The organism is Nonomuraea sp. N2-4H, assembly GCF_045291505.1.
Lineage (GTDB): Bacteria > Actinomycetota > Actinomycetes > Streptosporangiales > Streptosporangiaceae > Nonomuraea > Nonomuraea fastidiosa.
This window is the reverse complement of sequence record NZ_CP147987.1, coordinates 7,411,049-7,432,229: the sequence shown is the minus strand read 5'-3', so window position 1 is coordinate 7,432,229 and position 21,181 is coordinate 7,411,049. Positions and strand designations below refer to the sequence as shown.

The 21,181-nt window shown below is 70.0% G+C and carries 19 protein-coding genes and 2 pseudogenes; 9 read left to right on the top strand and 12 right to left on the bottom strand.

What is annotated here, in order from left to right:
- The first annotated feature begins 94 nt into the window (after positions 1–94).
- From WBK31_RS34315 to WBK31_RS34295, 5 genes and pseudogenes are all read left to right on the top strand, one after another.
- Positions 95–922 (top strand): helix-turn-helix transcriptional regulator, encoded by an 828-nt coding sequence (locus WBK31_RS34315; protein ID WP_364062176.1) that lies wholly within the window; start codon positions 95–97, stop codon positions 920–922.
- Between the two features lie 60 nt (positions 923–982).
- Entirely contained in the window at positions 983–2,089 is a 1,107-nt protein-coding gene (locus WBK31_RS34310) for a CapA family protein (RefSeq protein ID WP_406673760.1), read from the top strand.
- 101 nt (positions 2,090–2,190) lie between these two features.
- Positions 2,191–2,553 (top strand): annotated as a pseudogene (locus WBK31_RS34305) (SDR family oxidoreductase); the annotation flags it as partial.
- A gap of 70 nt (positions 2,554–2,623) precedes the next feature.
- Positions 2,624–2,926: an SDR family NAD(P)-dependent oxidoreductase gene (locus tag WBK31_RS34300; RefSeq protein WP_378785956.1), complete on the top strand. Its 303-nt coding sequence runs from the start codon at positions 2,624–2,626 to the stop codon at positions 2,924–2,926.
- A 232-nt stretch (positions 2,927–3,158) separates the two neighbouring features.
- Positions 3,159–3,791 carry a TetR/AcrR family transcriptional regulator gene (locus WBK31_RS34295; RefSeq protein ID WP_364062185.1) on the top strand — a complete coding sequence of 211 codons (633 nt, stop codon included), beginning with the start codon at positions 3,159–3,161 and terminating at the stop codon, positions 3,789–3,791.
- A 10-nt stretch (positions 3,792–3,801) separates the two neighbouring features.
- On the opposite strand, the gene WBK31_RS34290 is transcribed toward WBK31_RS34295, so the two are convergent.
- Positions 3,802–4,113: a hypothetical protein gene (locus tag WBK31_RS34290; protein WP_364062188.1), complete on the bottom strand. Its 312-nt coding sequence runs from the start codon at positions 4,111–4,113 to the stop codon at positions 3,802–3,804.
- A 173-nt stretch (positions 4,114–4,286) separates the two neighbouring features.
- Here WBK31_RS34290 and WBK31_RS34285 point away from each other — a divergent pair, with 173 nt between their 5' ends.
- Positions 4,287–4,817 carry a tetratricopeptide repeat protein gene (locus WBK31_RS34285; protein WP_364062191.1) on the top strand — a complete coding sequence of 177 codons (531 nt, stop codon included), beginning with the start codon at positions 4,287–4,289 and terminating at the stop codon, positions 4,815–4,817.
- A gap of 847 nt (positions 4,818–5,664) precedes the next feature.
- On the opposite strand, the gene WBK31_RS34280 is transcribed toward WBK31_RS34285, so the two are convergent.
- From WBK31_RS34280 to WBK31_RS34250, 7 genes and pseudogenes are all read right to left on the bottom strand, one after another.
- Positions 5,665–6,375 carry a hypothetical protein gene (locus tag WBK31_RS34280; RefSeq protein WP_378785959.1) on the bottom strand — a complete coding sequence of 237 codons (711 nt, stop codon included), beginning with the start codon at positions 6,373–6,375 and terminating at the stop codon, positions 5,665–5,667.
- Positions 6,376–6,688: 313 nt separating this feature from the next.
- Positions 6,689–9,262: an ATP-dependent chaperone ClpB gene (clpB, locus tag WBK31_RS34275; RefSeq protein ID WP_364062197.1), complete on the bottom strand. Its 2,574-nt coding sequence runs from the start codon at positions 9,260–9,262 to the stop codon at positions 6,689–6,691.
- A gap of 31 nt (positions 9,263–9,293) precedes the next feature.
- Positions 9,294–9,617: pseudogene (locus tag WBK31_RS34270) on the bottom strand (heat shock protein transcriptional repressor HspR); the annotation flags it as partial.
- A gap of 6 nt (positions 9,618–9,623) precedes the next feature.
- Entirely contained in the window at positions 9,624–10,793 is a 1,170-nt protein-coding gene (gene dnaJ, locus WBK31_RS34265; RefSeq protein ID WP_406673759.1) for a molecular chaperone DnaJ, read from the bottom strand.
- A 22-nt stretch (positions 10,794–10,815) separates the two neighbouring features.
- Positions 10,816–11,457 (bottom strand): nucleotide exchange factor GrpE, encoded by a 642-nt coding sequence (grpE, locus tag WBK31_RS34260; protein WP_406673758.1) that lies wholly within the window; start codon positions 11,455–11,457, stop codon positions 10,816–10,818.
- A complete protein-coding gene (dnaK, locus tag WBK31_RS34255; protein WP_364062206.1) occupies positions 11,457–13,325 on the bottom strand; it encodes a molecular chaperone DnaK in 1,869 nt (622 codons plus the stop codon). The genes grpE and dnaK overlap by 1 nt, the downstream gene beginning before the upstream one ends.
- Before the next feature lie 466 nt (positions 13,326–13,791).
- Positions 13,792–14,241 carry a hypothetical protein gene (locus WBK31_RS34250; protein WP_364062209.1) on the bottom strand — a complete coding sequence of 150 codons (450 nt, stop codon included), beginning with the start codon at positions 14,239–14,241 and terminating at the stop codon, positions 13,792–13,794.
- Between the two features lie 94 nt (positions 14,242–14,335).
- Here WBK31_RS34250 and WBK31_RS34245 point away from each other — a divergent pair, with 94 nt between their 5' ends.
- Entirely contained in the window at positions 14,336–15,217 is an 882-nt protein-coding gene (locus WBK31_RS34245; RefSeq protein ID WP_364062212.1) for a proline dehydrogenase family protein, read from the top strand.
- A gap of 48 nt (positions 15,218–15,265) precedes the next feature.
- Positions 15,266–16,060, top strand: coding sequence for a pyrroline-5-carboxylate reductase (gene proC, locus WBK31_RS34240; RefSeq protein WP_364062215.1), 795 nt, complete (start codon positions 15,266–15,268; stop codon positions 16,058–16,060).
- 200 nt (positions 16,061–16,260) lie between these two features.
- Here the strand turns inward: proC and WBK31_RS34235 are convergent, their stop codons facing one another.
- From WBK31_RS34235 to WBK31_RS34220, 4 genes are all read right to left on the bottom strand, one after another.
- Positions 16,261–17,001: an ABC transporter permease subunit gene (locus tag WBK31_RS34235; RefSeq protein WP_364062218.1), complete on the bottom strand. Its 741-nt coding sequence runs from the start codon at positions 16,999–17,001 to the stop codon at positions 16,261–16,263.
- On the bottom strand, positions 16,998–17,888 hold the full coding sequence (locus tag WBK31_RS34230; RefSeq protein ID WP_378785962.1) for an ABC transporter ATP-binding protein: 891 nt from the start codon (positions 17,886–17,888) through the stop codon (positions 16,998–17,000). Before WBK31_RS34230 ends, WBK31_RS34235 begins: the two co-directional genes overlap by 4 nt.
- Positions 17,889–17,968: 80 nt before the next feature.
- Positions 17,969–18,745 carry a response regulator gene (locus tag WBK31_RS34225; RefSeq protein WP_406673757.1) on the bottom strand — a complete coding sequence of 259 codons (777 nt, stop codon included), beginning with the start codon at positions 18,743–18,745 and terminating at the stop codon, positions 17,969–17,971.
- A complete protein-coding gene (locus WBK31_RS34220; RefSeq protein ID WP_364062226.1) occupies positions 18,742–19,872 on the bottom strand; it encodes a histidine kinase in 1,131 nt (376 codons plus the stop codon). The genes WBK31_RS34225 and WBK31_RS34220 overlap by 4 nt, the downstream gene beginning before the upstream one ends.
- Positions 19,873–20,005: 133 nt before the next feature.
- Here WBK31_RS34220 and WBK31_RS34215 point away from each other — a divergent pair, with 133 nt between their 5' ends.
- Positions 20,006–21,169: an acetoin utilization protein AcuC gene (locus WBK31_RS34215; protein ID WP_364062229.1), complete on the top strand. Its 1,164-nt coding sequence runs from the start codon at positions 20,006–20,008 to the stop codon at positions 21,167–21,169.
- The last annotated feature ends 12 nt before the right edge of the window (positions 21,170–21,181 follow it).

Genomic DNA, 21,181 nt, shown 5'->3' with positions numbered 1-21,181 from the left:
TCTGCCGTGACCCCAGTACCAGTAACGAGAGCCCCTTTATACTGGTATTGGGAGTAACTGGCTAAGTGCCGCAGATGTCACGCATAGTGGATTAATGCAGGTGGCTGAGGCAAGACGTACGGATCTGTCGGCGTTCCTGCGCTCCCGCCGTGCGCGGATCACGCCGGAGATGGTCGATCTGCCGCCGGGCACGCGCAGGCGCACCCCCGGGCTGCGCCGCGAGGAGGTCGCCCAGCTCGCCGGGGTCGGCGTCACCTGGTACACGTGGCTGGAGCAGGGCCGGCCGATCAACGCCAGCCCGCAGGTCCTCGACGCGATCGCGCGTACGCTGCGCCTGGACAGCGCCGAGCGGCAGCACCTCTACCGCCTGGCCGGCCACGTCGCGGATCCGGTGCCGGCGAGCTCCGGGCAGATCACGCCCGAGATGCAGGTCATTCTCGACCGCATGGGTGACATGCCCGCCGTCATCTCCAACGGCCGGTGCGACGCCCTGGCCTGGAACGACGCGTACGCGGCGCTCTTCCCCGAGGTCTGCTCCGCTCCCGAGGGTGAGCGCAACCAGCTCTGGCAGCTGTGCACGCGCCCCTCGACCACGCTCATGCTGGTCGATCACGACCAGGAGCTGGCCAGGCTGGTCGCCGTCTTCCGCGGCGCCTACAGCCGGCACTCCGACGACCCGTGCTGGCAGGACTTCGTACGCCGGCTGCAATCCGAAAGCGCGGTGTTCGCGCGGCTGTGGGCCCGGCAGGACGTGGCCGAGGCGGGGTCGCGGGAGAAGGCGTTCAAGCACGTCGAGCACGGGCTGCTGCGCTTCAGTGTGACGAGTTTCACCACGGTGCCGGAAACGCGGATGCTCGTCTATACGCCGATGGATGACCCGACTCGTACGGCGATGTCCAAGCTCATGGAGGCTCCCCGGTAAACCGCCCTGCATGGCATGCTCGATCCCGAAAAGTCAGGTTTCGAGCGGAAGTGGCGGCATATGAGACTCCCCCGTGCCCTCCCGGTTTTCGCTGCGCTCTTTTCCGTGGCCGCCTGCTCGGCCATCCCGGGAGCTGAGCCGGAACGGCAGCCGCAGCGCAAGGAGGTCCAGCGGCAGGCCGCCGAGGAGCCGACCAGCGAGCCGACCAGGAAGCCCAAGCCCAAGCGGCGGCCGTACACCATCGCCTTCGGCGGCGACGTGCACTTCGAGGGGATCCTCCGTCCCCGGCTCGCCAACCCGCGCACCGCGCTCGGGCCGATCGCGAGCGTGCTGCGCAAGGCCGACCTCGCGATGGTGAACCTGGAGACCGCCATCACCACAGGAGGGACGCCGGCGCCCGGCAAGCAGTACACGTTCAGAGCCCCGGCCAGCGCGCTCACCGCGCTCAAGGCGGCCGGGGTGGACGTCGCGTCCATGGCCAACAACCACGGCATGGACTACATGGAGAGCGGGCTCGCCGACTCGCTGAAGGCGATCAAGCGCGCCAAGTTCCCCGTGGTGGGCATCGGGGCGAACGCGACCGAGGCGTACCGGCCCTATCGCAAGACCGTGAACGGCAACCGGGTCGCGATCATCGGGGCCACCCAGGTGATGGACGCGGAGTTCATCCAGGCGTGGACGGCCACGTCGACCAAGGGCGGGCTCGCCTCGGCCAAGAACGAGGCCGCGCTGCTGAAGGCGGTCAAGCAGGCGCGCAAGAACTCCGACACCGTCATCGTCCACCTGCACTGGGGCACCGAGCTGCAGAAGTGCCCCAACGAGGCGCAGCGCTCGCTCGCCCCCAAGCTGGTCAAGGCGGGCGCCGACGTGGTGGTCGGCGGGCACGCGCACATCCTGCTCGGCTCCGGCTACCTGGACGACGCCTACATCAACTACGGCATGGGCAACTTCGTCTTCTACAACTCCGACCCCGCCACCACCGGCAGGACCGGCGTACTGACGCTGACCATCAACGGGCGGCGGATACTCAAGGACGTCTGGACGCCGGCCACCATCCAAGGGGGAGTGCCGGTGCCGATGACGGGCGCCGCCAGGACCCGCGCGGTGGCCGACTGGAAGGCGCTGCGCTCCTGCACGGGACTGTCCGCCCGCCCCGAATCGGAGTGATGGGGGCCGGGGCTCTTCTCCGCACGCCCGCCTGACGCGGGGACGGCGGGGCCGTGTGACGCGCACCTCCGGGCGCGGCCGGCGGGTGCGGCCGGTTCGCGGTGGCCTGCGTGGGGTGGTCGGGGTGGTCTTGTCGGCCTCGTCTATTGGATGGTTCGTCCAATAGGAGGCCAGGATGTGGCGGGTGCGGTCAGGGGACGTACGGCGGGCGGGTGGTCTGCGCGGATATCGACATCGGCGCGGCGAAGCAGACGGCCGACGCTATTGCGAAGAATATTCGCGGTACGGCTTACGCCATGCGAGTGGACGTGGCGAATAGCGATCAGATGGAAGACTTCGCGCGAAAAATCATCACCGAAAATGGGGTACCGGACATTGACCTGAACAATGCCGGTATCGCGGTCGCCGGCGCGTTCCTCGATCACACCGTGGCGGACTGGCGCAGGGGCCTCGACGTCAATCTGCGGGGCGTCATCCACGGCTGCCGGCTCTTCGGCGCCGCCACGGCCGACCGTGTACGCGGGCGGGCACATCGTGAACGCGGCGTCCCTGGCCGCTTTCGTGCCGACCCGGCTGCTGCCCGCCTACACGGTGTCCAAAGCCGCCCTGAAGGCGCTCAGCGACTGCCTCAGCGCCGAGCTGGCCGGGCGCGGCATCGGGGTCAGCGTCATCTGTCCGGGTTTCGTCTCGACGGGGATCGCGGGCAACGCCACGTACACGGACGAAGGGCTGCGCGGGGCGGCCGTGCGGGCGCTGGCGCGGCGCGAGACCCGCCGAAGCGGGTGGCGGCGTACATATTGCGCGCGGTGCACCGTAATCAGGCGGTCGTTCCGATGAACGTGGAGGGAAAAATCGGGTATGCCCTGTCGCGGATTTCGCCTCGAGCCCTCCGCGGGTTCGCCCGCTTGAGCTCTCCTACGAGGATTCCGGAATTCGGCAGGTAAAGATCGCCCCTACGGGAGAAGATGGTTTCGTGTTCTCGCCGCAGCAAATGGACGACGCATGCGTCCCGCCGAAAGCTCTCAGGCGGCAGCCATCACAGCGCCGCAGCGCCCGACGGGTCGAGCGGATGCTCGACGCGTGTGCCGAGCTCCTCGACGAGATCGGCTACGAAGCCCTGTCGACCACCCGCATCGCCGAACGCGCCGGAGTGGCGATCGGATCGGTCTACCAGTTCTTCCCCGACAAGCGCGCCATCACCCAAGAGCTCACCAGGCGCAACGTCGAGGAGTTCGTCCGCAGGGTCGATCGCCGGTTCCTCGAAGAGGACTATCGCGGCTGGTGGGAGGCCGTCGACGCGATCATCGACATCTACGTCGACATGCACAGGACCGTCGCCGGCTTCAAGAGCCTGCGCTTCGGCGACGCCGTCGATCTCAACCTGCTCGACTCCGACTCCGACAACAACGCCGTGATCGCCGGACGGCTGCGCGGGTTGTTCCTCAAGGAGTTCGGCTTGGCCGACAGCCCTTCACTCGACCTCGCCGTACTCGTCGCGGTCGAGGCCGGTGACGCGGTGCTGAAACTGGCCTTCCGCCGCGACCCGCAGGGCGCGCCCGAGATCATCGACGCCGCCAAACACCTCATCAGAGGGTTTCTGTCCCGGCAGCTCCGATCCTGGTCGCCCGCCGCTCCGCCCGCGAAGGAGCGCGTCGGGGAGCAGGTGAAAGAGCCCGTCAAGGAGCCCGTGGCGGGCCAGTAGCGGCACCGGGTCAGTAGCGGACCATGCCCGGCCGCTCAGGCAGTTCGGGCAGCCATCGCTCGGCCTCCTCCTGCTCCGCCAGCGCCGTCGCGGGCATGTCCTGGAGCTGGGGCGGGGCCGGCGTACTTCGGCATGCGCCCGAGAGCGAGGCCGGGCGTGCCTCTCTCGCCTCGCGGATCTGCAGCCGGGTCTCCAGTGCGCGCAGGTTGCGTTCGGCCGCCTCGATGGACTCCAGGCGGGCCGACAGGTAGCCGGCCACCCCTGGCCCAAGGGCCGCCAACACCACGGCACAGGCCAGCGTGAAGGTCGTCTGCTTGGACATGCCCATCACAGTCCCTCCGCTCGCTGTGGCGGCTGAGTGACGCCTATATGCCCGATGACCTGGGCGAATACGCATTCCGTGCGCTGGATTGGCCGAGACGTTACCGAATTTGCACGTGACCGGCGATGCGGATTGACCGGGCAAACGGCCGGGTGGCTCGGTAGTCTCGCGGTGTGGCGCATGTGACCCGTGAGCACCTTGATCGTCTGCTCGAGCAGGCCCTGCTGGCCGACGACCACAGTTCCCTGGCCCGTCGGCTGTACGACGTCGCTCAGGACTATTCGTCCGGCGACGTCTCCAGGGCTTCCATCCTGGTCCTCGCCGCTGAGGAGTGGCGAGCGGCCGGGCAGCCCGCCCGCGCGATGGAGTGCTTCCAGCTCGCGGTCGAGGACGGCGGCGATGCGGGTTTCGACGCGCGTGCCGGCATCGCCGACACGCTCTTCGAGCTCGATCGGCCGGACGAGGCTAGAGAGATCATCGAGACGATACGCGCGGAAGGCAACGTCTCCACGGCGACCGCTCACACGATCGCCGAGACGCTCGTGGCGTACGGCGACCTGCAAGGGGGGCTCGAATGGGCCACCCAGGCCGCCCTCGCCTGCGATGAGAACGATCCAGAGCAGGTGGCGGTGCTCCGCACCCGCTACCGCATCCGGGTCGATCTCGGGTTGCCTGAGGACGAGCTCGACGAGCTCGTCTCCTGACGACCGCGCGCCCTGGCGAGCCCCGCCGCTCGTGGCGGGGCTCCCTGAGCCGTGCCCGCAGCCGGGGATCGGGTCGGGTACGCGGCGGCTTCCGGCGGAACGTTCCGACGCCCCGCACCGTGCCGGGCCGCGGGGCGTACCTTCCCGGAGTGCCCGGCGTGGGGGCGAGCGGGCGAACCACGTGGTGCCTGGGGTGGGTGAGTGAGTAATCCCGTGGTGCTTGTGCAGGAGCTGAGCAGGCGAACCGCGCAGCTCCTGGGGTGGGCCGCGTGATGTCCGGCGCCGGTGCGGCCGGTGGGTCGGGATGACGGTCGCGTTGGGGTCATTGACGGCGAAGCCCGCGCCGGGTGCGGCCGGCGCGGTGGTGGCTGGGTGGCGCACGAGCCTGCGGGTTGAGCACAGCGTTGCGGGTTGCGCGGCCCTCTAGCGCCGTTTCGTGGGGCATGTGGAGGGGGTGGCCGGAGGGACGGGTTGCCCTGGTCCCTCCGGCCTGGAGGCCGGGCGCGGCAGGCACGACCCGCGCCCGGACAGTGGCTCACCTCCGGCGTCAGCGGCGAGGAGGCGTCGCCGCTCGGATCCGGCGGACGCCGGGGTGAGGAGCTCCGCCCGGCTCCGGTGAGTGCCGGTGAGGAGCGCTTATCGCTCGGCCCCGGTGAGGGGCCGGAACGGGACGTACGAGGGCCAGCGCAACTCGGCCTCGCGGCGTGGCGAGAACGTGGGGGTGCTCCAGCGTCGCGCGTGCCGCTCAGTCCTCCCCTGGCGCGGCTCCGAGCCGGTGAGACCGGGCTGAGCCCCGTGGGGAGCGCTCAGGGCCGCGTGCGGTCTCTGAGCGCGTTCAGCGCCGGGGTCAGCCCAGGGGGAGCGGGAGGGCCTGGGTGAGGCCGCCTAGGCTGCTGAAGCCGCTGATGATGGAGCCGCCGCTGGGGGCGAAGCGGGTGCCTTCCAGGGTCTCGAACGCCTTGGGCAGCAGCTCGCTGATGACCTGGGAGCCGACCTGGCGTACCGGCTCGTGCAGATTGGCGGGCGAGTCGAGCCGGGTGCCGGCGACGGTGGCGGGCGGGGGCGCCTTGCGTGCATGCTTGCCCGCGCCGTGCTTGCCCGCGGGCGGCCTGCCGGTCAGCGGCACCCGGGGGAGCTCGGGCAGCGCGGGGACGCTGCGCATGGTGGCGAGGTCCTTCATCGTGAGCGGCTCCGGCACCAGGGGAAGCAGCGTGGGCGAGCCCGCCAGGGACGGCATGCCCCACGTCGCCGCGATGCCGCCGAGGTCGCTCATGCCGAGGGCCCGCTTGCCGGTCGCGAGGCCGGTCAGGCCGAGCCGCCTGGCCGTCTCACCGGCCGCCATGGCCAGCCTGTTCGTCTCCGTGGTGACCACCCGCGAGGCGCCGATTCCAGGGTCGTCGAGCGCGATGTCCGTGTGGTGCCCGCAGTGGGTCAGGGGCAGTGCCGCCGGTTCCGCTCGGGTGCAGGTCCGGGCCGCCGCAGGACCGGCGCACAGCCAGCTGACGCCCGCGGCCACCGCGACCACGGCGATCGTGCTCCGGATCTTCTGGAATGACACCGCACGTCCCCCTCATCGATGTCGGTGCACTGACGAACGCACAACGTAGTCAGCGATCTCGACCGGGGGAGGCGGCTTGTCCGAAGAGTGGGGCGAACCTTACCGAACGCCGGGCCCGATGACCCGGTCATGACACGCCGAAGCCCGGAGATCTCGCAGATCTCCGGGCTTCTTCATGCGTCGAACGTCATGCGTGGAACGTCATGCGCAGAACATCCTGCGCCGAACGTCAGGCGCCGGACATGGCAGTCGGTCGCCGCAGCGGCCCCGTGGCGAGCCGACCGGCCGTGCTCGAAGAGCACGGCCGCGAGCGTCAGGCGGCGCGCTGGATCAGCAGCTCGTCGTCGCCGAGCTCCACCTTGACCGTGTCGCCGTCCACGATCTCGCCCGACAGCACGGCCTTGGCCAGCTTGTCGCCGATGGCGGACTGCACCAGGCGGCGCAGCGGGCGGGCGCCGTAGAGCGGGTCGTAGCCGGTGAGGGCCAGCCACTCGCGGGCGGCGGGCGTGACCTCCAGCCGCAGCCGGCGGTCGGAAAGACGCCGCGCCAGGCGGTCGACCTGCAGGTCGACGATCTGCGCCAGCTCCTCGGAGCCGAGCGCGTCGAACAGGATGACGTCGTCGAGCCGGTTGAGGAACTCCGGCTTGAACGAGCTGCGCACCGCCCCCATGACGGCCTCGCGCTTGGCGCCGTTCTCCAGGCTCGGATCGACGAGGTACTGCGAGCCGATGTTGGAGGTCAGGATGAGGATGGTGTTGCGGAAGTCGACCGTGCGGCCCTGGCCGTCGGTCAGCCGCCCGTCGTCGAGCACCTGCAGCAGGATGTCGAAGACCTCGGGGTGCGCCTTCTCCACCTCGTCGAGCAGCACCACGGTGTACGGGCGCCGCCTGACGGCCTCGGTGAGCTGGCCGCCCTCCTCGTAGCCGACGTAGCCGGGAGGCGCGCCGACGAGCCTGGCCACGCTGTGCTTTTCGGAGTATTCGCTCATGTCGATGCGGGTCATCGCCCGCTCGTCGTCGAACAGGAACTCCGCGAGCGCCTTGGCCAGCTCGGTCTTGCCGACACCGGTCGGGCCGAGGAACAGGAACGAGCCCGTGGGCCGGTCGGGGTCGGCGACGCCGGCGCGGCTGCGGCGTACGGCGTCGGACACGGCCTGTACGGCCTGCCGCTGCCCGATGATCCGCTTGCCCAGCTCCTCCTCCATGCGCAGCAGCTTGGCCGTCTCGGCCTCCAGCAGCCGCCCGGCGGGGATGCCGGTCCACGAGGAGATCACCTCGGCGATGTCGTCGGCGCCGACCTCCTCCTTGACCATCGCGTTCTCCGGCTGCGCGGCCTCGGAGGCGGTCTTGAGCGCCTGTTCGAGCCGCGGCACTTCGGCGTACATCAGCCGGGAGGCGGTCTCGAAGTCGCCGTCGCGCTGGGCCCGCTCGGCGGCGCTGCGCGCCTCGTCGAGCTGCTTCTTCAGCTCACCGACCTTGTTGAGCCCGGCCTTCTCCTGCTCCCAGCGGGCGACCAGGGCGTTGAGCTCTTCCTGGCGGTCGGCCAGCTCCCGGCGCAGGCGTTCGAGCCGCTGGACGGAGGCCTCGTCGGTCTCCTTCGACAGCGCGAGCTCCTCCATCTTCATGCGGTCGACGTTGCGCTGGAGCTGGTCGATCTCCACGGGACGGGAGTCGATCTCCATGCGCAGCCGCGAGGCGGCCTCGTCGACCAGGTCGATGGCCTTGTCGGGGAGGAAGCGGTTGGTGATGTAGCGGTCGGACAGCGCGGCGGCGGCGACCAGCGCGCTGTCGGCGATCTGCACCTGGTGGTGTGCCTCGTAGCGGCCCTTGAGCCCGCGCAGGATCGCGATGGTGTCCTCGACCGACGGCTCGCCGACGTAGACCTGCTGGAAGCGGCGCTCGAGCGCCGGGTCCTTCTCGATGCGCTCGCGGTATTCGTCGAGCGTGGTCGCGCCGATCATGCGCAGCTCACCGCGGGCGAGCATGGGCTTGAGCATGTTGCCGGCGTCCATCGAACCCTCGGCGGCCCCCGCGCCGACGACGGTGTGCAGCTCGTCGATGAACGTCACGATCTGCCCGTTGCTCTCCTTGATCTCGGAGAGCACGGCCTTGAGGCGCTCTTCGAACTCGCCGCGGTACTTCGCACCGGCCACCATCGCGCCCAGGTCGAGCGAGATGAGGCGCTTGCCGCGCAGCGACTCGGGCACGTCGCCGGCCACGATGCGCTGGGCCAGGCCCTCGACGACGGCGGTCTTACCGACGCCGGGCTCGCCGATGAGCACCGGGTTGTTCTTGGTGCGGCGGCTGAGCACCTGGACGACGCGGCGGATCTCCGTGTCGCGGCCGATGACCGGGTCGAGCTTGCCGGCGCGGGCGCGCTCGGTCAGATCGACGCCGTACTTCTCCAAAGCCTGGTAGGTGTCTTCAGGCGTCTCGCTGGTGACGCGGGCGTGGCCGCGTACCTTCTCGAACGCGTCGAGCAGCGCCTGCGGCGTCGCGCCCTGGGACTTCAGCAGCTCGGCCGTCTGACCCCCGTCGGCCGCCAGGCCGACCAGCAGGTGCTCGGTCGAGACGTAGAGGTCTTCGAGCCGGTTGGCGTGCTGGGCGGCGGTGTTCAACACGGTCAGCAGCTGGCGCGAGGTCGACGGCGCCCCCACCGTCGCGCCCTGCGCCTTCGGCAGCGTGGCGAGCTGCTCCTCGTTGCGGGCCTTCAGCGCCCGCCAGTCGGCGCCCACGGCCTCCAGCAGCGGAACGGCCGTGCCCCCCGTTTGCGTGAGCAGCGTGCTGAACAGATGAGCAGGAGCGACCTCGGGGTTGCCCTCGGCGGCGGCGCGCCGAACGGCACCCGAGAGCGCTTCCTGGCTCTTCTGGGTGAGCTTGTAGTCCATATTCTCAGGCCCCCGGTGGCAACTGGTAGCGGATCAACGCCTTGATCATCGCCATCTCGGCGCGCAGGCGGTGCACTTCCTCGCGCAGCCGGAGGTTCTCGTTCTCAAGCTCGAGGATCCGCTTGATCCCCGCGAGGTTGATGCCCTCCTCTTGAGAGAGCCGCTGCACCTCACGGAGCTGGATGATGTCTCTTGTGGAGTAGAGGCGGCCGCGCCCGGCCGTGCGGCCGGGGCTGACCAGGCCGAGCCGGTCGTACTGCCGCAGGGTCTGCGGGTGCAGCCCCGACAGCTGCGCGGCCACCGATATGACATAGACAGGGGTGTCGTCTGACAGATCGAAGTAGTTGGCGTCCATCCCCGCTCACTCGCTTCTGGCTCGCTGAATCAGCTCGGCGCGCGGGTCTTCGCCCGCGGTCGCGTTGGCGAACTCGCTGAGGAGTTCGCGCGACTTGTCATCGAGCGTCTTCGGCACGAGCACCTCGACGGTGGCGAGCAGGTCGCCCCGAGTGCCGTCCTTCCTCCTGACACCCCTGCCACGGATGCGGAACGTGCGTCCGTTGGGGGTGCCGGCGGGAATGCGCAGGGTGACCGGCATGCCGTTGAGGATCGGCACCTTGATCTCGGCCCCGAGGGCGGCTTCCGTGAACGTCACGGGAACGGTGACGGTCAGGTTGTCGCCCGTTCTGCCGAAGACGGCGTGCGGCTTGACGTGGGTTTGAATGTAGAGGTCTCCGGCCGGCCCGCCGTTCTCGCCCGGCGCTCCCTTGCCCTTGAGCTTGACCCGCTGGCCGTCGGCCACGCCGGCCGGGATGCGCGCCTGGATGGTGCGGGTGCTCTTGGCACGCCCGCTGCCGTCGCACACGGGGCAGGGGTCGTCCACGATCAGCCCGCGGCCCTTGCAGTCGCGGCACGGCTCGGAGAAGGCGAAGCTGCCCAGGTTGCGGCTGGCCGCGCCGGTGCCCTCACAGGTCGGGCAGACCCTGGGGGTCGTGCCCGCCTTGGCGCCGGTGCCGCTGCACGCGGTGCAGGCGGCGGAGCTGGTCAGCCTCAGCGACACGGTGGTGCCCTCGACGGCTTCGGTGAACGTCAGCGTCACCTCGGACTCGATGTCCTGGCCTCGCCGCGCCCGGGTGGCGCCGGTGGTGCGGGCGCCACCCCGGTTGAACAGCCCACCGAACAGGTCGCCGAGCCGTTCGCCCGCGCTCCCTGCACCCTGCGGGCCGGTGCCGCCGAACAGGTCACCGAAGTCGAACGGGAAACCGCCACCGCCGACCCGCTGGCCGCCCACCCCGGACCCGAACAGCGTGCGCGCCTCGTCGTACTCCTTGCGGCGCTTGGCGTCGGACAGGACGTCGTACGCCTCGGAGATCTCCTTGAACTTCTTCTCCTTGGCGGCGTCGCCCTGGTTGGTGTCGGGGTGATATTGGCGGGCCAGCTTCCGGTAGGCCCTCTTGATCTCCTCGGCGGTGGCGGTCTTGGGCACACCAAGGACGGCGTAGTAGTCCTTCTCCAGGTAGTCCTTGGTGCTCATCTACGGCCCTTCGTCCTTGTTGTCAGTTTTCTTGGTCGTCATCGGACGCCGCTGGAGCGTCCTCACCCGGCTCGGCGACGGCCACCCGCGCGGGGCGCAGCACCCGGTCACCCATCCGGTATCCAGGCTGCAGCACCTCGACCGCGGTCGGCTCGGTCACCTCCGACGAGTAGCTGTGCATCAGCGCCTCGTGGATGGTCGGGTCGAACGGGTCGCCCTTCTGCCCGAAGGAGCTGAGGCCCAGCTTGGTGAGCACGGACTCCAGCGATTCCGCGACCTTGGCGAAGCCTCCGGTCAGCTCGCCGTGCTCGCGGGCCCGCCCGATGTCGTCGAGTACGGGAAGGAGCTCGGTCAGCGTGGCGGCCACGGCCTGCTCGCGGACCGCGACCCGGTCGCGCTCGACCCTGCGGCGGTAGTTGACGTACTCCGCCTGGAGACGCTGCAGGTCGGCGGTCCGCTCGGCGAGCTGGGCCGCCAGCTCGTCCTCCTGCGGCTCCTGCGGCTGCTCGCCGGCCGGTCCTGTGGCCGGAGCGGCGGCCTCCTGCTGAGGCTGCCGCACCTGGCCGTCGGCGGGCGGCTGCTCCCTGACCTGGCCCGTCTCCGGGTCGATCTTGCGCTTGTCGCGGATCACCGGCTCCTCGTGCCCGTGGTCACTAGGCGGCATCACTGATCCTTCTTCGGCTGGTCGTCGTCCACGATCTCGGCCTCGACCACGTCGTCGTCGGCCTTCTGGCCCTGACCGGCCGAGGCGTCCTGAGCGCCGCCCTCAGCGCCCTGCTGGCCCTGGCTGGCGGCGTAGATGGCCGAGCCCATCTTCTGGCTCACCGTGGCGAGCTTCTCCGCCGAGGTGCGGATGGTGTCGACGTCGGTGCCCTCCAGAGCCTTCTTCAGCTCGGCCAGGGCGTCGTTGACCTCGGTCTTGATGTCGGCCGGGACCTTGTCGTCGTTCTCGCGGAGGAACTTCTCCGTCTGGTAGGCGAGGCCGTCGGCGTTGTTGCGGACCTCGGCCTCCTCGCGGCGCTTCCTGTCCTCCTCGGCGTACGACTCGGCCTCGCGCATCATGCGCTCGATGTCTTCCTTCGGCAGCGCGGAGCCACCGGTGATCGTCATCGTCTGCTCCTTGCCCGTGCCCAGGTCCTTGGCGGAGACGTTGACGATGCCGTTGGCGTCGATGTCGAAGGTGACCTCGATCTGCGGGATGCCGCGCGGCGCCGGCGCGATGCCGGTCAGCTCGAACGTGGCCAGCTTCTTGTTGTAGGCCGCGATCTCGCGCTCGCCCTGGTAGACCTGGATCTGCACCGACGGCTGGTTGTCCTCGGCCGTGGTGAAGACCTCGGAGCGCTTGGTCGGGATCGTCGTGTTGCGCTCGATGATCTTGGTGAAGATGCCGCCCTTGGTCTCGATGCCCAGCGACAGCGGGGTCACGTCGAGCAGCAGGACGTCCTTGACCTCACCCTTGAGCACACCGGCCTGCAGGGCCGCGCCGATGGCGACGACCTCGTCGGGGTTCACGCCCTTGTTGGGCTCCTTGCCGCCGGTCAGCTCCTTCACCAGGTCGGTGACGGCGGGCATACGGGTCGAGCCGCCGACGAGCACCACGTGGGCGATGTCGGAGACCTTGATGCCGGCGTCCTTGATGACCTGGTGGAACGGGCCCTTGCAGCGCTCGAGCAGGTCGGCCGTGAGCCGCTGGAACTCGGCGCGGGTCAGCTTCTCGTCGAGGTGCAGCGGGCCCTCGGACGAGGCGGTGATGTAGGGCAGGTTGATCGTGGTCTCGGACTGCGCGGACAGCTCGATCTTCGCCTTCTCGGCGGCCTCACGCAGACGCTGGAGCGCCATCTTGTCCTTGGACAGGTCGACGCCGTGCGCGTTCTGGAACCGCTTGATCAGCTCGTCGACGATGCGCTGGTCCCAGTCGTCGCCACCGAGGTGGTTGTCACCGGAGGTGGCCTTGACCTCGACGAAGCCGTGACCGTCCTCCTGGCCAACGTCGAGCAGCGACACGTCGAAGGTGCCGCCACCGAGGTCGAAGACCAGGATCGTCTGGTCCTGCTCCTTGTCGAGCCCGTAGGCGAGGGCCGCCGCGGTCGGCTCGTTGATGATGCGGAGCACGTTGAGGCCCGCGATCTGGCCGGCTTCCTTGGTGGCCTGCCGCTGGGCGTCATTGAAGTAGGCGGGGACGGTGATCACGGCGTCGGTGATCTTCTCACCGAGGTACGCCTCAGCGTCCTGCTTGAGCTTCTGCAGCACGAAGGCGCTGATCTGCTGCGGCGAGAACTTCTTGCCGTCGATCTCCTTGGACCAGTTGGTGCCCATCTCGCGCTTGACCGAGCGAATGGTCCGGTCGACGTTGGTGACGGCCTGCCGCTTGGCGACCTCACCGACGAGGACCTCGCCGTTCTTCGCGAAGGCGACCACGGACGGCGTGGTCCGCGAGCCCTGCGCGTTCGCGATGACGGTGGGCTCACCGCCCTCGAGGATCGAGACGACGGAGTTGGTCGTCCCCAGGTCGATACCTACCGCACGTGCCATGAGTACGTCCTTGTAGTCAAAGTTGAGTCCTTGCGACTCAAGCTATGGATGTGTGTCGCCTTTGTCAAACGACTTGAGCCTACTCGACTCAACCCCCCTGAGCCTCGATGCATTCCCCCCGAGAGGGAGAAAAAGCTGTAAAGACGCACATTCGGGGCAACGAGGGCGGTCATCCTCAGGGTTCCGGGCGTGGGCAGGTTCAGGGTCGGCTCAGGGTCGCCTCAGGGGCACGTGGGACGGTTCAGGCGCGCGGACGGCTTCCAGGGCGGTTCTTGCGCATGGGGACGGACGGCTGCCCGGGGGTTCTCGCGCATGGGGACGGACGGCTGCCGGGGTGGTTCTCGCGCTTGATGGGACGGCTGCCGGGGCGGCTTGCGCATGGGGACGTACGAAAACGGGGCCCGGCGCAGTGCCGGACCCCGTGAAGCGCCGCAGCGGCTCCCTGCCCGAACCCCGGGCCTATGGCCTACTTGGTCTTGGCGCCGTCGACGAGCTTCCGCTCGCCCAGCGGCTTCTTGAGCTTGACCGTGGTCGTCTTCTCGATCGCCATCATGATGCAGGCCATGTTCCTGGCCTTGGGCGCGGTGCCCTCGTACAGGGTGATCGTGACCTTCTTGGACGTCTCCGTCACCTTCACCCGGTCGAGCACCGTGCACGGCTCCACCCCCGACCACCACGTGAGCTGGACCTGACGGCCCTTGGCCACCGGCTTGGCCTTGGTCCAGCGGACCTTGCGCACGTTGATCGCGTTGCCCTGCGGCTTGACCGCCTCGGGCTTCTTCGTGGGCGCGGTGGTGACCGGCTCCGACGCCACCGGCGGCTTGGCCGGGGTCGTGGCGGCCACCCGCTGCGCCGGCTGCTCGGAGGCGCAGCCCGCCACGAGCGCCAGACATCCGGCCAGGAGAGTCGCTGTCATAGTCCGCATACCCTTACGACGGAATCCGCCACGCGGCGGTTCAACAGGGCCGGGACCAGTGCTCAGCCCGGGTTCAGTGATTAGTGTGGATCACGTGCTCCGTCAGGCCATGCTCGCCCTCGCCAAGAGCCGGCGAGCCGAGCGGTTCATCACCACCTCGCCGTTCACCGCGGACGTCGTCAGGCGGTACGTCGCCGACGACGTCTCCCGCGTGGTCGGCGAGCTGACCCGCCATGGGCTGCTGGTCAGCGTCGACCACCTCGGCGAGGAGATCACCGACGAGGCCGCGGCGCGGCAGTCCGTCGGCCACTACCTGGAGCTGCTCGACCTGCTGCCCGCGGGGGCCGACGTCTCGGTCAAGCTCACCGCGCTCGGGCTGCGGCTGTCGCAGCGGCTCGCGCTCGGCAACGCCGAGACCATCTGCGCCGCCGCCGGCGAACGCGGCATCACGGTCACGCTCGACGCCGAAGAGCACGACACGATCCCCGGCCTGCACGCCGTGCACGCCGATCTGCGCCGCCGCCACCCCGACGTGGGCGTGGTCGTGCAGTCCTATCTGCCCGACTCGATCGACCGGTGCGAGAAGCTCGGCGGCGCCCGCGTACGCCTGTGCAAGGGGGCCTACACCGCGCCAGGCGCCTACACCAAGCCCGCCGACATCGACCGCTCGTACGTACGGTGCCTGAAAGTGCTCATGGCGGGCACCGCTTACCCCATGGTCGCCACTCACGACCCCAGGCTGCTGCGCATCGCCGCCGCGCTCGCCGAGCTCGCCGGGCGCGACGCCACCGGCTTCGAGTACCAGATGCTGTACGGCATCCGCCCCGACGAGCAGCTCCGCCTGGCCGGGCAGGGGTCGCAGGTACGCGTTTACGTGCCGTACGGCTCCGACTGGTATCCCTATCTCATGCGCCGCATGGCGGAGCGACCTCGGAATCTCACCTTCTTCCTGCGCTCGCTGCTGTCGCGGCGCTAGCCGATAGGCTGCGAGATCCGCGTTCGTTCCGTACGAGGGGCTCCGAATATGATCGCGATTCTGGGCACGGGCAAGATGGGCGAGGCCCTGCTGTCCGGGTTGTTGCGTGCCGGGTTCAAGCCGGGCGACATCCTGGCGACCACGCGCCGGGCGGAGCGGGCCCAGGCGCTGCGCGAGACGTACGGCGTGCGCGTCGTCTCCAACTCCGAGGCCGCCAAGGCCGCCGACACCCTCATCCTGGCCGTCAAGCCGCAGGACATGGGCACGCTGCTGGCCGAGATCGCCTCCTACGTGCCGTCGTCGAGCCTGGTGATCAGCGCGGCCGCCGGCATCACCACATCGTTCGTGGAGCAGCGGCTCGGCGGCGAGGTGCCGGTCGTGCGGGTGATGTCCAACACGCCGATCAGGTTCGACGAGGCGATGAGCGTCATCTCGCCGGGTGCGCACGCCGGCGAGGAGCACCTCAAGCTCACCGAGGAGCTGCTGAGTCCCGTCGGCAAGGTGCTGCGCATCCCCGAGTCGCAGCAGGACGCCGCCACGGCGCTGTCCGGCAGCGGGCCCGCGTACTTCTTCTACCTCGTCGAGGCCATGGTCGACGCGGGCATCCTGCTCGGCATGCCGCGCGCCGCGGCGCTCGACATGGTGACGCAGTCGATCGTGGGCGCGGCGGTGATGCTGCGCGACTCCGGCGAGCACCCGGTCATCCTTCGGGAGGCCGTCACCTCGCCGGGCGGCACGACCATCGCGGCCATCGCCGAGCTGGAGCGCCACAAAGTACGCGCGGCCTTCCTCGCCGCCATCGAGGCCGCCCGCGACCGCAGCCGCGAACTCGCCTCCGGCTGAGCCGCCCGGCTCGCGCTGAGGCCCCGGCCGTGTCACCGCCGGCTCGGCTTCGGTGGTGGTCGGATGTTCTTCGGCGTGGCTCCGGCGTGCAGGGCGGGCCGCATGGACCCGGTCGCCGCCCTGCGCGCCGCGTGACGCGCCCCCGCCGGCCCTGCCGGTCTCCGCCGCTTAAAGCCGTCGCGTCGTCACCGGCGAGCCGTTCAGGCGTCCCGCCGTCGCATCAGGACGGCCCCCGCGAGCACCGACACGGCGATCCAGGCGAGGTACACCCCGAACCCGCTCCACGGCCCCAGCGAGTCGTTCGACCGGTTCGCGACGATCAGGGAGCCGGCGTTGGTGGTGAAGTAGTCGGAGACGGTCCTGCCCCACTCGCCCGGCAGCATGGTCGTGAGCTGCGGCAGCACCATGATCAGGGCGATGGCCGAGACGATCGCCCCCGGCGTGTGCCGGATGAGCGTGCCGAGCCCGAAGCCGAACAGCCCGCACGCGGTCAGGTAGAGCGTGTTCCCGACGCCGGCCCTGACCACCTCGGCGAGGTCGAACCCGGTGGGCTGGGTGATGGACAGGCCGATGGCGATCGCGGCGGCCGTGGAGACCGCGCCGGCCACGAGTGCCGTCGCGGTGAACACGATCAGCTTGCCGGCCAGCAGCTTGTACCGGTTCGGCACGGCCATCAGGGACGTCCTGATGCCGCCCGTACGGTATTCGCTGGAGATCACCAGCACGCCCAGCGCGGCCAGGGAGATCGTGGCGACCAGCCCTCCTGCGACCGAGATGTTCAGCGCCTGGTCGAGCGTGAGCGGTCCGTCGCCGTTGACGCGGGCCGATCCGTTGATCAGCGCGCTGAAGCCGATCATGAGCAGCACGGTGACGACGAGCGACCACATCGTGGAGCGCACAGAGCGGATCTTGGTCCATTCGGACCTGATGACGTTCATCATGACGAGTACTCCAGGCTGTCCTTGGTGAGCTCCATGTACGCGGCTTCGAGCGAGGGCTGCACGTACGTCAGCTCCTCCAGGGGCAGACCGGCGCGCGCGGTGAGCGTGCCGATCTCCAACGTGCTCATCGCGGTCACCCGCAGGTGGTCGTGGTGCAGCTCGCCCACCTTGACCAGCTCGGCGACCTCGGTGAGGCGGGGTGAGCGGACCCGTACGTAGCCCTGGGAGCTGCGCCCGATGAACTCCTGTACGCTCGTGTCGGCGATCAGCCGGCCCTTGCCGATCACGATGAGGTGGTCGGCGGTCTGGGCCATCTCGCTCATGAGGTGGCTGGAGACGAACACGGTCCGCCCCTCGGCCGCGAGGTCGCGCATGAGCGTGCGGATCCACAGGATGCCGTCGGGGTCGAGGCCGTTGACCGGCTCGTCGAACATGAGGATCTCGGGGTCGCCGAGCAGCGCCGCGGCGATGCCGAGCCGCTGCGCCATGCCGAGGGAGAACCCGCCGACCCGGCGCCCCGCGACCCCGCCGAGCCCGACGATCTCCAGCACCTCCTGGACGCGGCGGGCCGGGATGCCGTTGCTCTGGGCGATGGCCAGCAGGTGGTTGCGGGCGCTGCGGCCGCCGTGCACGGCCTTGGCGTCGAGCAGCGCGCCGATCTTGCGCAGCGGGTGCCGTAACTCCGCGTACGGCTTTCCGTCCACGAGCGCCGACCCGCCCGAAGGGTGGTCGAGCCCGAGGATCATCCGCATCGTGGTGGACTTGCCCGCTCCGTTGGGGCCGAGGAAGCCGGTCACCCGGCCGGGTTCGACGGTGAACGACAGGTCGTCCACCGCCACGGTGTCGCCGTAACGTTTGCTGAGATTCGTTGCCCTGATGGCGGTCATGATTTGAGCGTGCCGCCGGGCCTGCCCGATTACCTCCTGCCCGCGAACCGTTCGCACGGCGGCGGTCTGGGAGCGTGGTCCTACTCTCCGGGGCGGACGAGCCCCGCCTCGTACGCGGCGATCACCGCCTGCGCCCGGTCCCTCGCCCCGATCTTGGCGAACAGGCTCGTCACATGGTTCTTGACGGTGGAGGGGGAGACGGCCAGCTCGGCGGCGATCTCGGTGTTGGACCGGCCGCGCGCGATCAGCACCAGGATCTCGCGTTCGCGGGCGGTCAGCTCGGGCAGTCCCGGCCGCCTGGCGGGCTCAGTACCCGCCGACACTGTGCCGGCCGGAACTGTGCCGGTCGGAACAGTGCCGGTCGGAACAGTGCCGGTCGAGTCAGTGCGCGGCGGGTTATTGCGTACGAACGTGCTGATGAGCCTGGTCAGCAGCCGGGGCGCGACGGCCGACTCGCCGCGGTGCACCACGCGCACGCCCTCGATCAGCTCCTCGGGGGAGACGTCCTTGGGCAGGAAGCCGGCGGCGCCCGCGCGCAGCGCCGCGACCACGTTCTCGTCCAGGTCGAACGTGCTCAGCGCGAGCACCCGCACCTGCGGCAGCCCGGCGGTGATCAGCTCGGTGGCGCGCACGCCGTCCATGCCGGGCATGTGCAGGTCCATCAGCACCACGTCGGGCCGCAGCCGCCCGGCCAGCTCCACCGCCTGCTCGCCGTCCGCCGCCTCGCCGACCACGCCCAAATCGGGCTGGGCCTCCAGCATCAGCTTGAAGCCCCTGCGGACGAGCGCATGGTCGTCGGCGAGCAGCACCCTGATCTGCGTGCGCTCCCCGGCCGGCTGCTGTTTCCCGGCCGTCATGCGTTCTCCAAGGGGATGCGGGCGTGCACGCGGAACCCTCCCTCCGGTCTGGGACCCGTCGTCAGCCGGCCGCCGCACAAGGCCACCCGTTCGGCCATGCCGCCGAGCCCGAAGCCGGGCGCGCCGCCGTCCTTGGCCACGCCGTCGTCGAGCACCTCGACCTCCACGGCGTCGGGCTCGTACGTCAGCCGCACGCTCGCCCTGGCCCCCACGGCGTGCTTGCGGGTGTTGGTGAGCGCCTCCTGGACGATCCGGTACACGGCGTGGTCCACGGCGGCGGGCAGCTCGACGGGCTCGCCGGTCACGGTCAGGCCGGCCGGCAGCCCGGCCGCCCTGGCCTCCTTGATGAGCGCGGGTAACCGGGCGGCGCCCACCCCGGTCGCCGCGTCGGGCCCCTCGTTGCCGTCGGCCCTGAGCACGTCGAGCAGCCGTCGCATCTCCGTCATGGCCTGGCGGGCGGTCTGCTCGGCGCTCTCCAAGGCTTCCCTGGTGACCTCCTGCTCGGGCGGCAGCGTGGCCCTGGCGCCGCCGACCAGCGCGTTGATCACGGTGATGTGGTGCGCCACGACGTCGTGCAGCTCCCTGGCGATGCGCCGCCGCTCGGCGCGTACGGCGGCGTCGGCGGCTTCGCGGGTGGCGCGCTCCCTCAGCTCGGCCCTGAGCCTGATGAGCTGTCCCCAGCCCACCAGCAGGCCGAACACGAACAGCAAAGGCACCCAGAAGTACATGCCGGGCTTGGCCACCTCCGTGGCGGCGGCGGCCAGGGCGTAGGTCGCCGCGAAAGAGATGGCCGTCGCGCGGCCCGAGGTGTAGCGGCCCAGGCTGTAGAAGGCGATGAGAGTGGGCAGTTGAGCGGGCAAGGGGGAGGTGGTGGTCAGCGTGAAGACGGCGTCGATGGCCGTGAACACGCTGACCGGGTAGATCGGCCGGCTTCGGCGCACGAGCAGGATCGGTGTGCCCGCTGCTTGCAGAGCGCTGCCGAGCGCGAGTGCCGTCTCGCCTTGCATGGCCAAGGCCACGGTGCCGATCACCGGGATGACGGACAGCAAGATCACCAGCGTCCGGTCGAACACCGTGGGCCGGCGGAAGAACCGCACGATCCTCAGGAACGTCCCTGCCACCCGCACGCTGGTAACCCTAAGTCACGACATGTCGATATCGGCGGCCAAGCGACCGGCCGCTTGAGGCCGGTCTACAACCAGCGATCTGCGCTGCGGTAACGTCGGCCGCAAGGCGAGGGCATGCGGCAGAGGGGTTGGCATGAGCCGTTCGGCACGGGTGATCTGGGACGACGATCTGACCTCGTACGACTTCGGCCCCAGTCACCCGCTGGCCCCCGTGCGCGTCGAGCTGACGATGGCGCTGGCCCGCGAGATGGGCGTGCTCGACAAGGTCGAGATGGCCGGCTGCCTCCCGGCGACCGACGACGAGCTGGCCCGCATCCACGACCGCGGCTACATCGAGGCCGTCAAGCGCGTCTCCGCCACCGGCCTGCCCGACATGAGCGCCGGGCTGGGCACCACCGACAACCCGGCGTTCGCGGGCGTGCACGAGGCTTCCGCGCTCATCGCCGGGGCCTCGCTGGCCGCCGCCCGGGCGGTCTACGAGGGAGCGGCCGAGCACGCGGTCAACGTCGCGGGCGGGCTGCACCACGCGATGCCCGCCATGGCGAGCGGCTTCTGCGTCTACAACGACCCGGCGCTGGCCATCGCGTGGCTGCTCGACCAGGGCGTGGAGCGCATCGCGTACGTGGACGTCGACGTGCACCACGGCGACGGCGTGCAGACGATGTTCTACGACGACCCCAGGGTGCTGACCATCAGCCTGCACGAGAGCCCGCGCACGCTGTTCCCCGGCACCGGCTTCCCGCACGAGACGGGCGCCGACGGCACGGCGGTCAACGTCGCGCTCCCGGCCGGCACCGGCGACGCGGGCTGGCTGCGGGCGTTCGACGCGGTGGTGCCGCCGCTGCTGCACGAGTTCGGGCCGGAGATCCTGGTCACCCAGCACGGCTGCGACAGCCACGCGCTCGACCCGCTGGCCAACCTGATGCTGAGCCTCGACGGCCAGCGGATCGCGTACGAGGCGCTGCACCGCCTGGCGCACGAGACGGCCGGCGGGCGGTGGATCGCGACCGGCGGTGGCGGCTACGAGCTGGTGCAGGTGGTGCCGCGGGCGTGGACGCACCTGATGGCCGAGCAGGCGGGGCATCCGATCGATCCGGCCACGCCGACCCCCGAGGCGTGGCGGCGGTTCGTCCGCGAGCGTACGGGGGAGACACCACCGCTTACCATGACAGACGGCCGCAATCCGGAATTCAGACACCTATCCGGTGGTTATGATCCTGCGGACCCCATTGACCGTGCGGTCATGGCGACCCGGCAAGCGGTGTTCCCCCTGCACGGCCTCGATCCGATGCCCTGACGAGGAATGAAG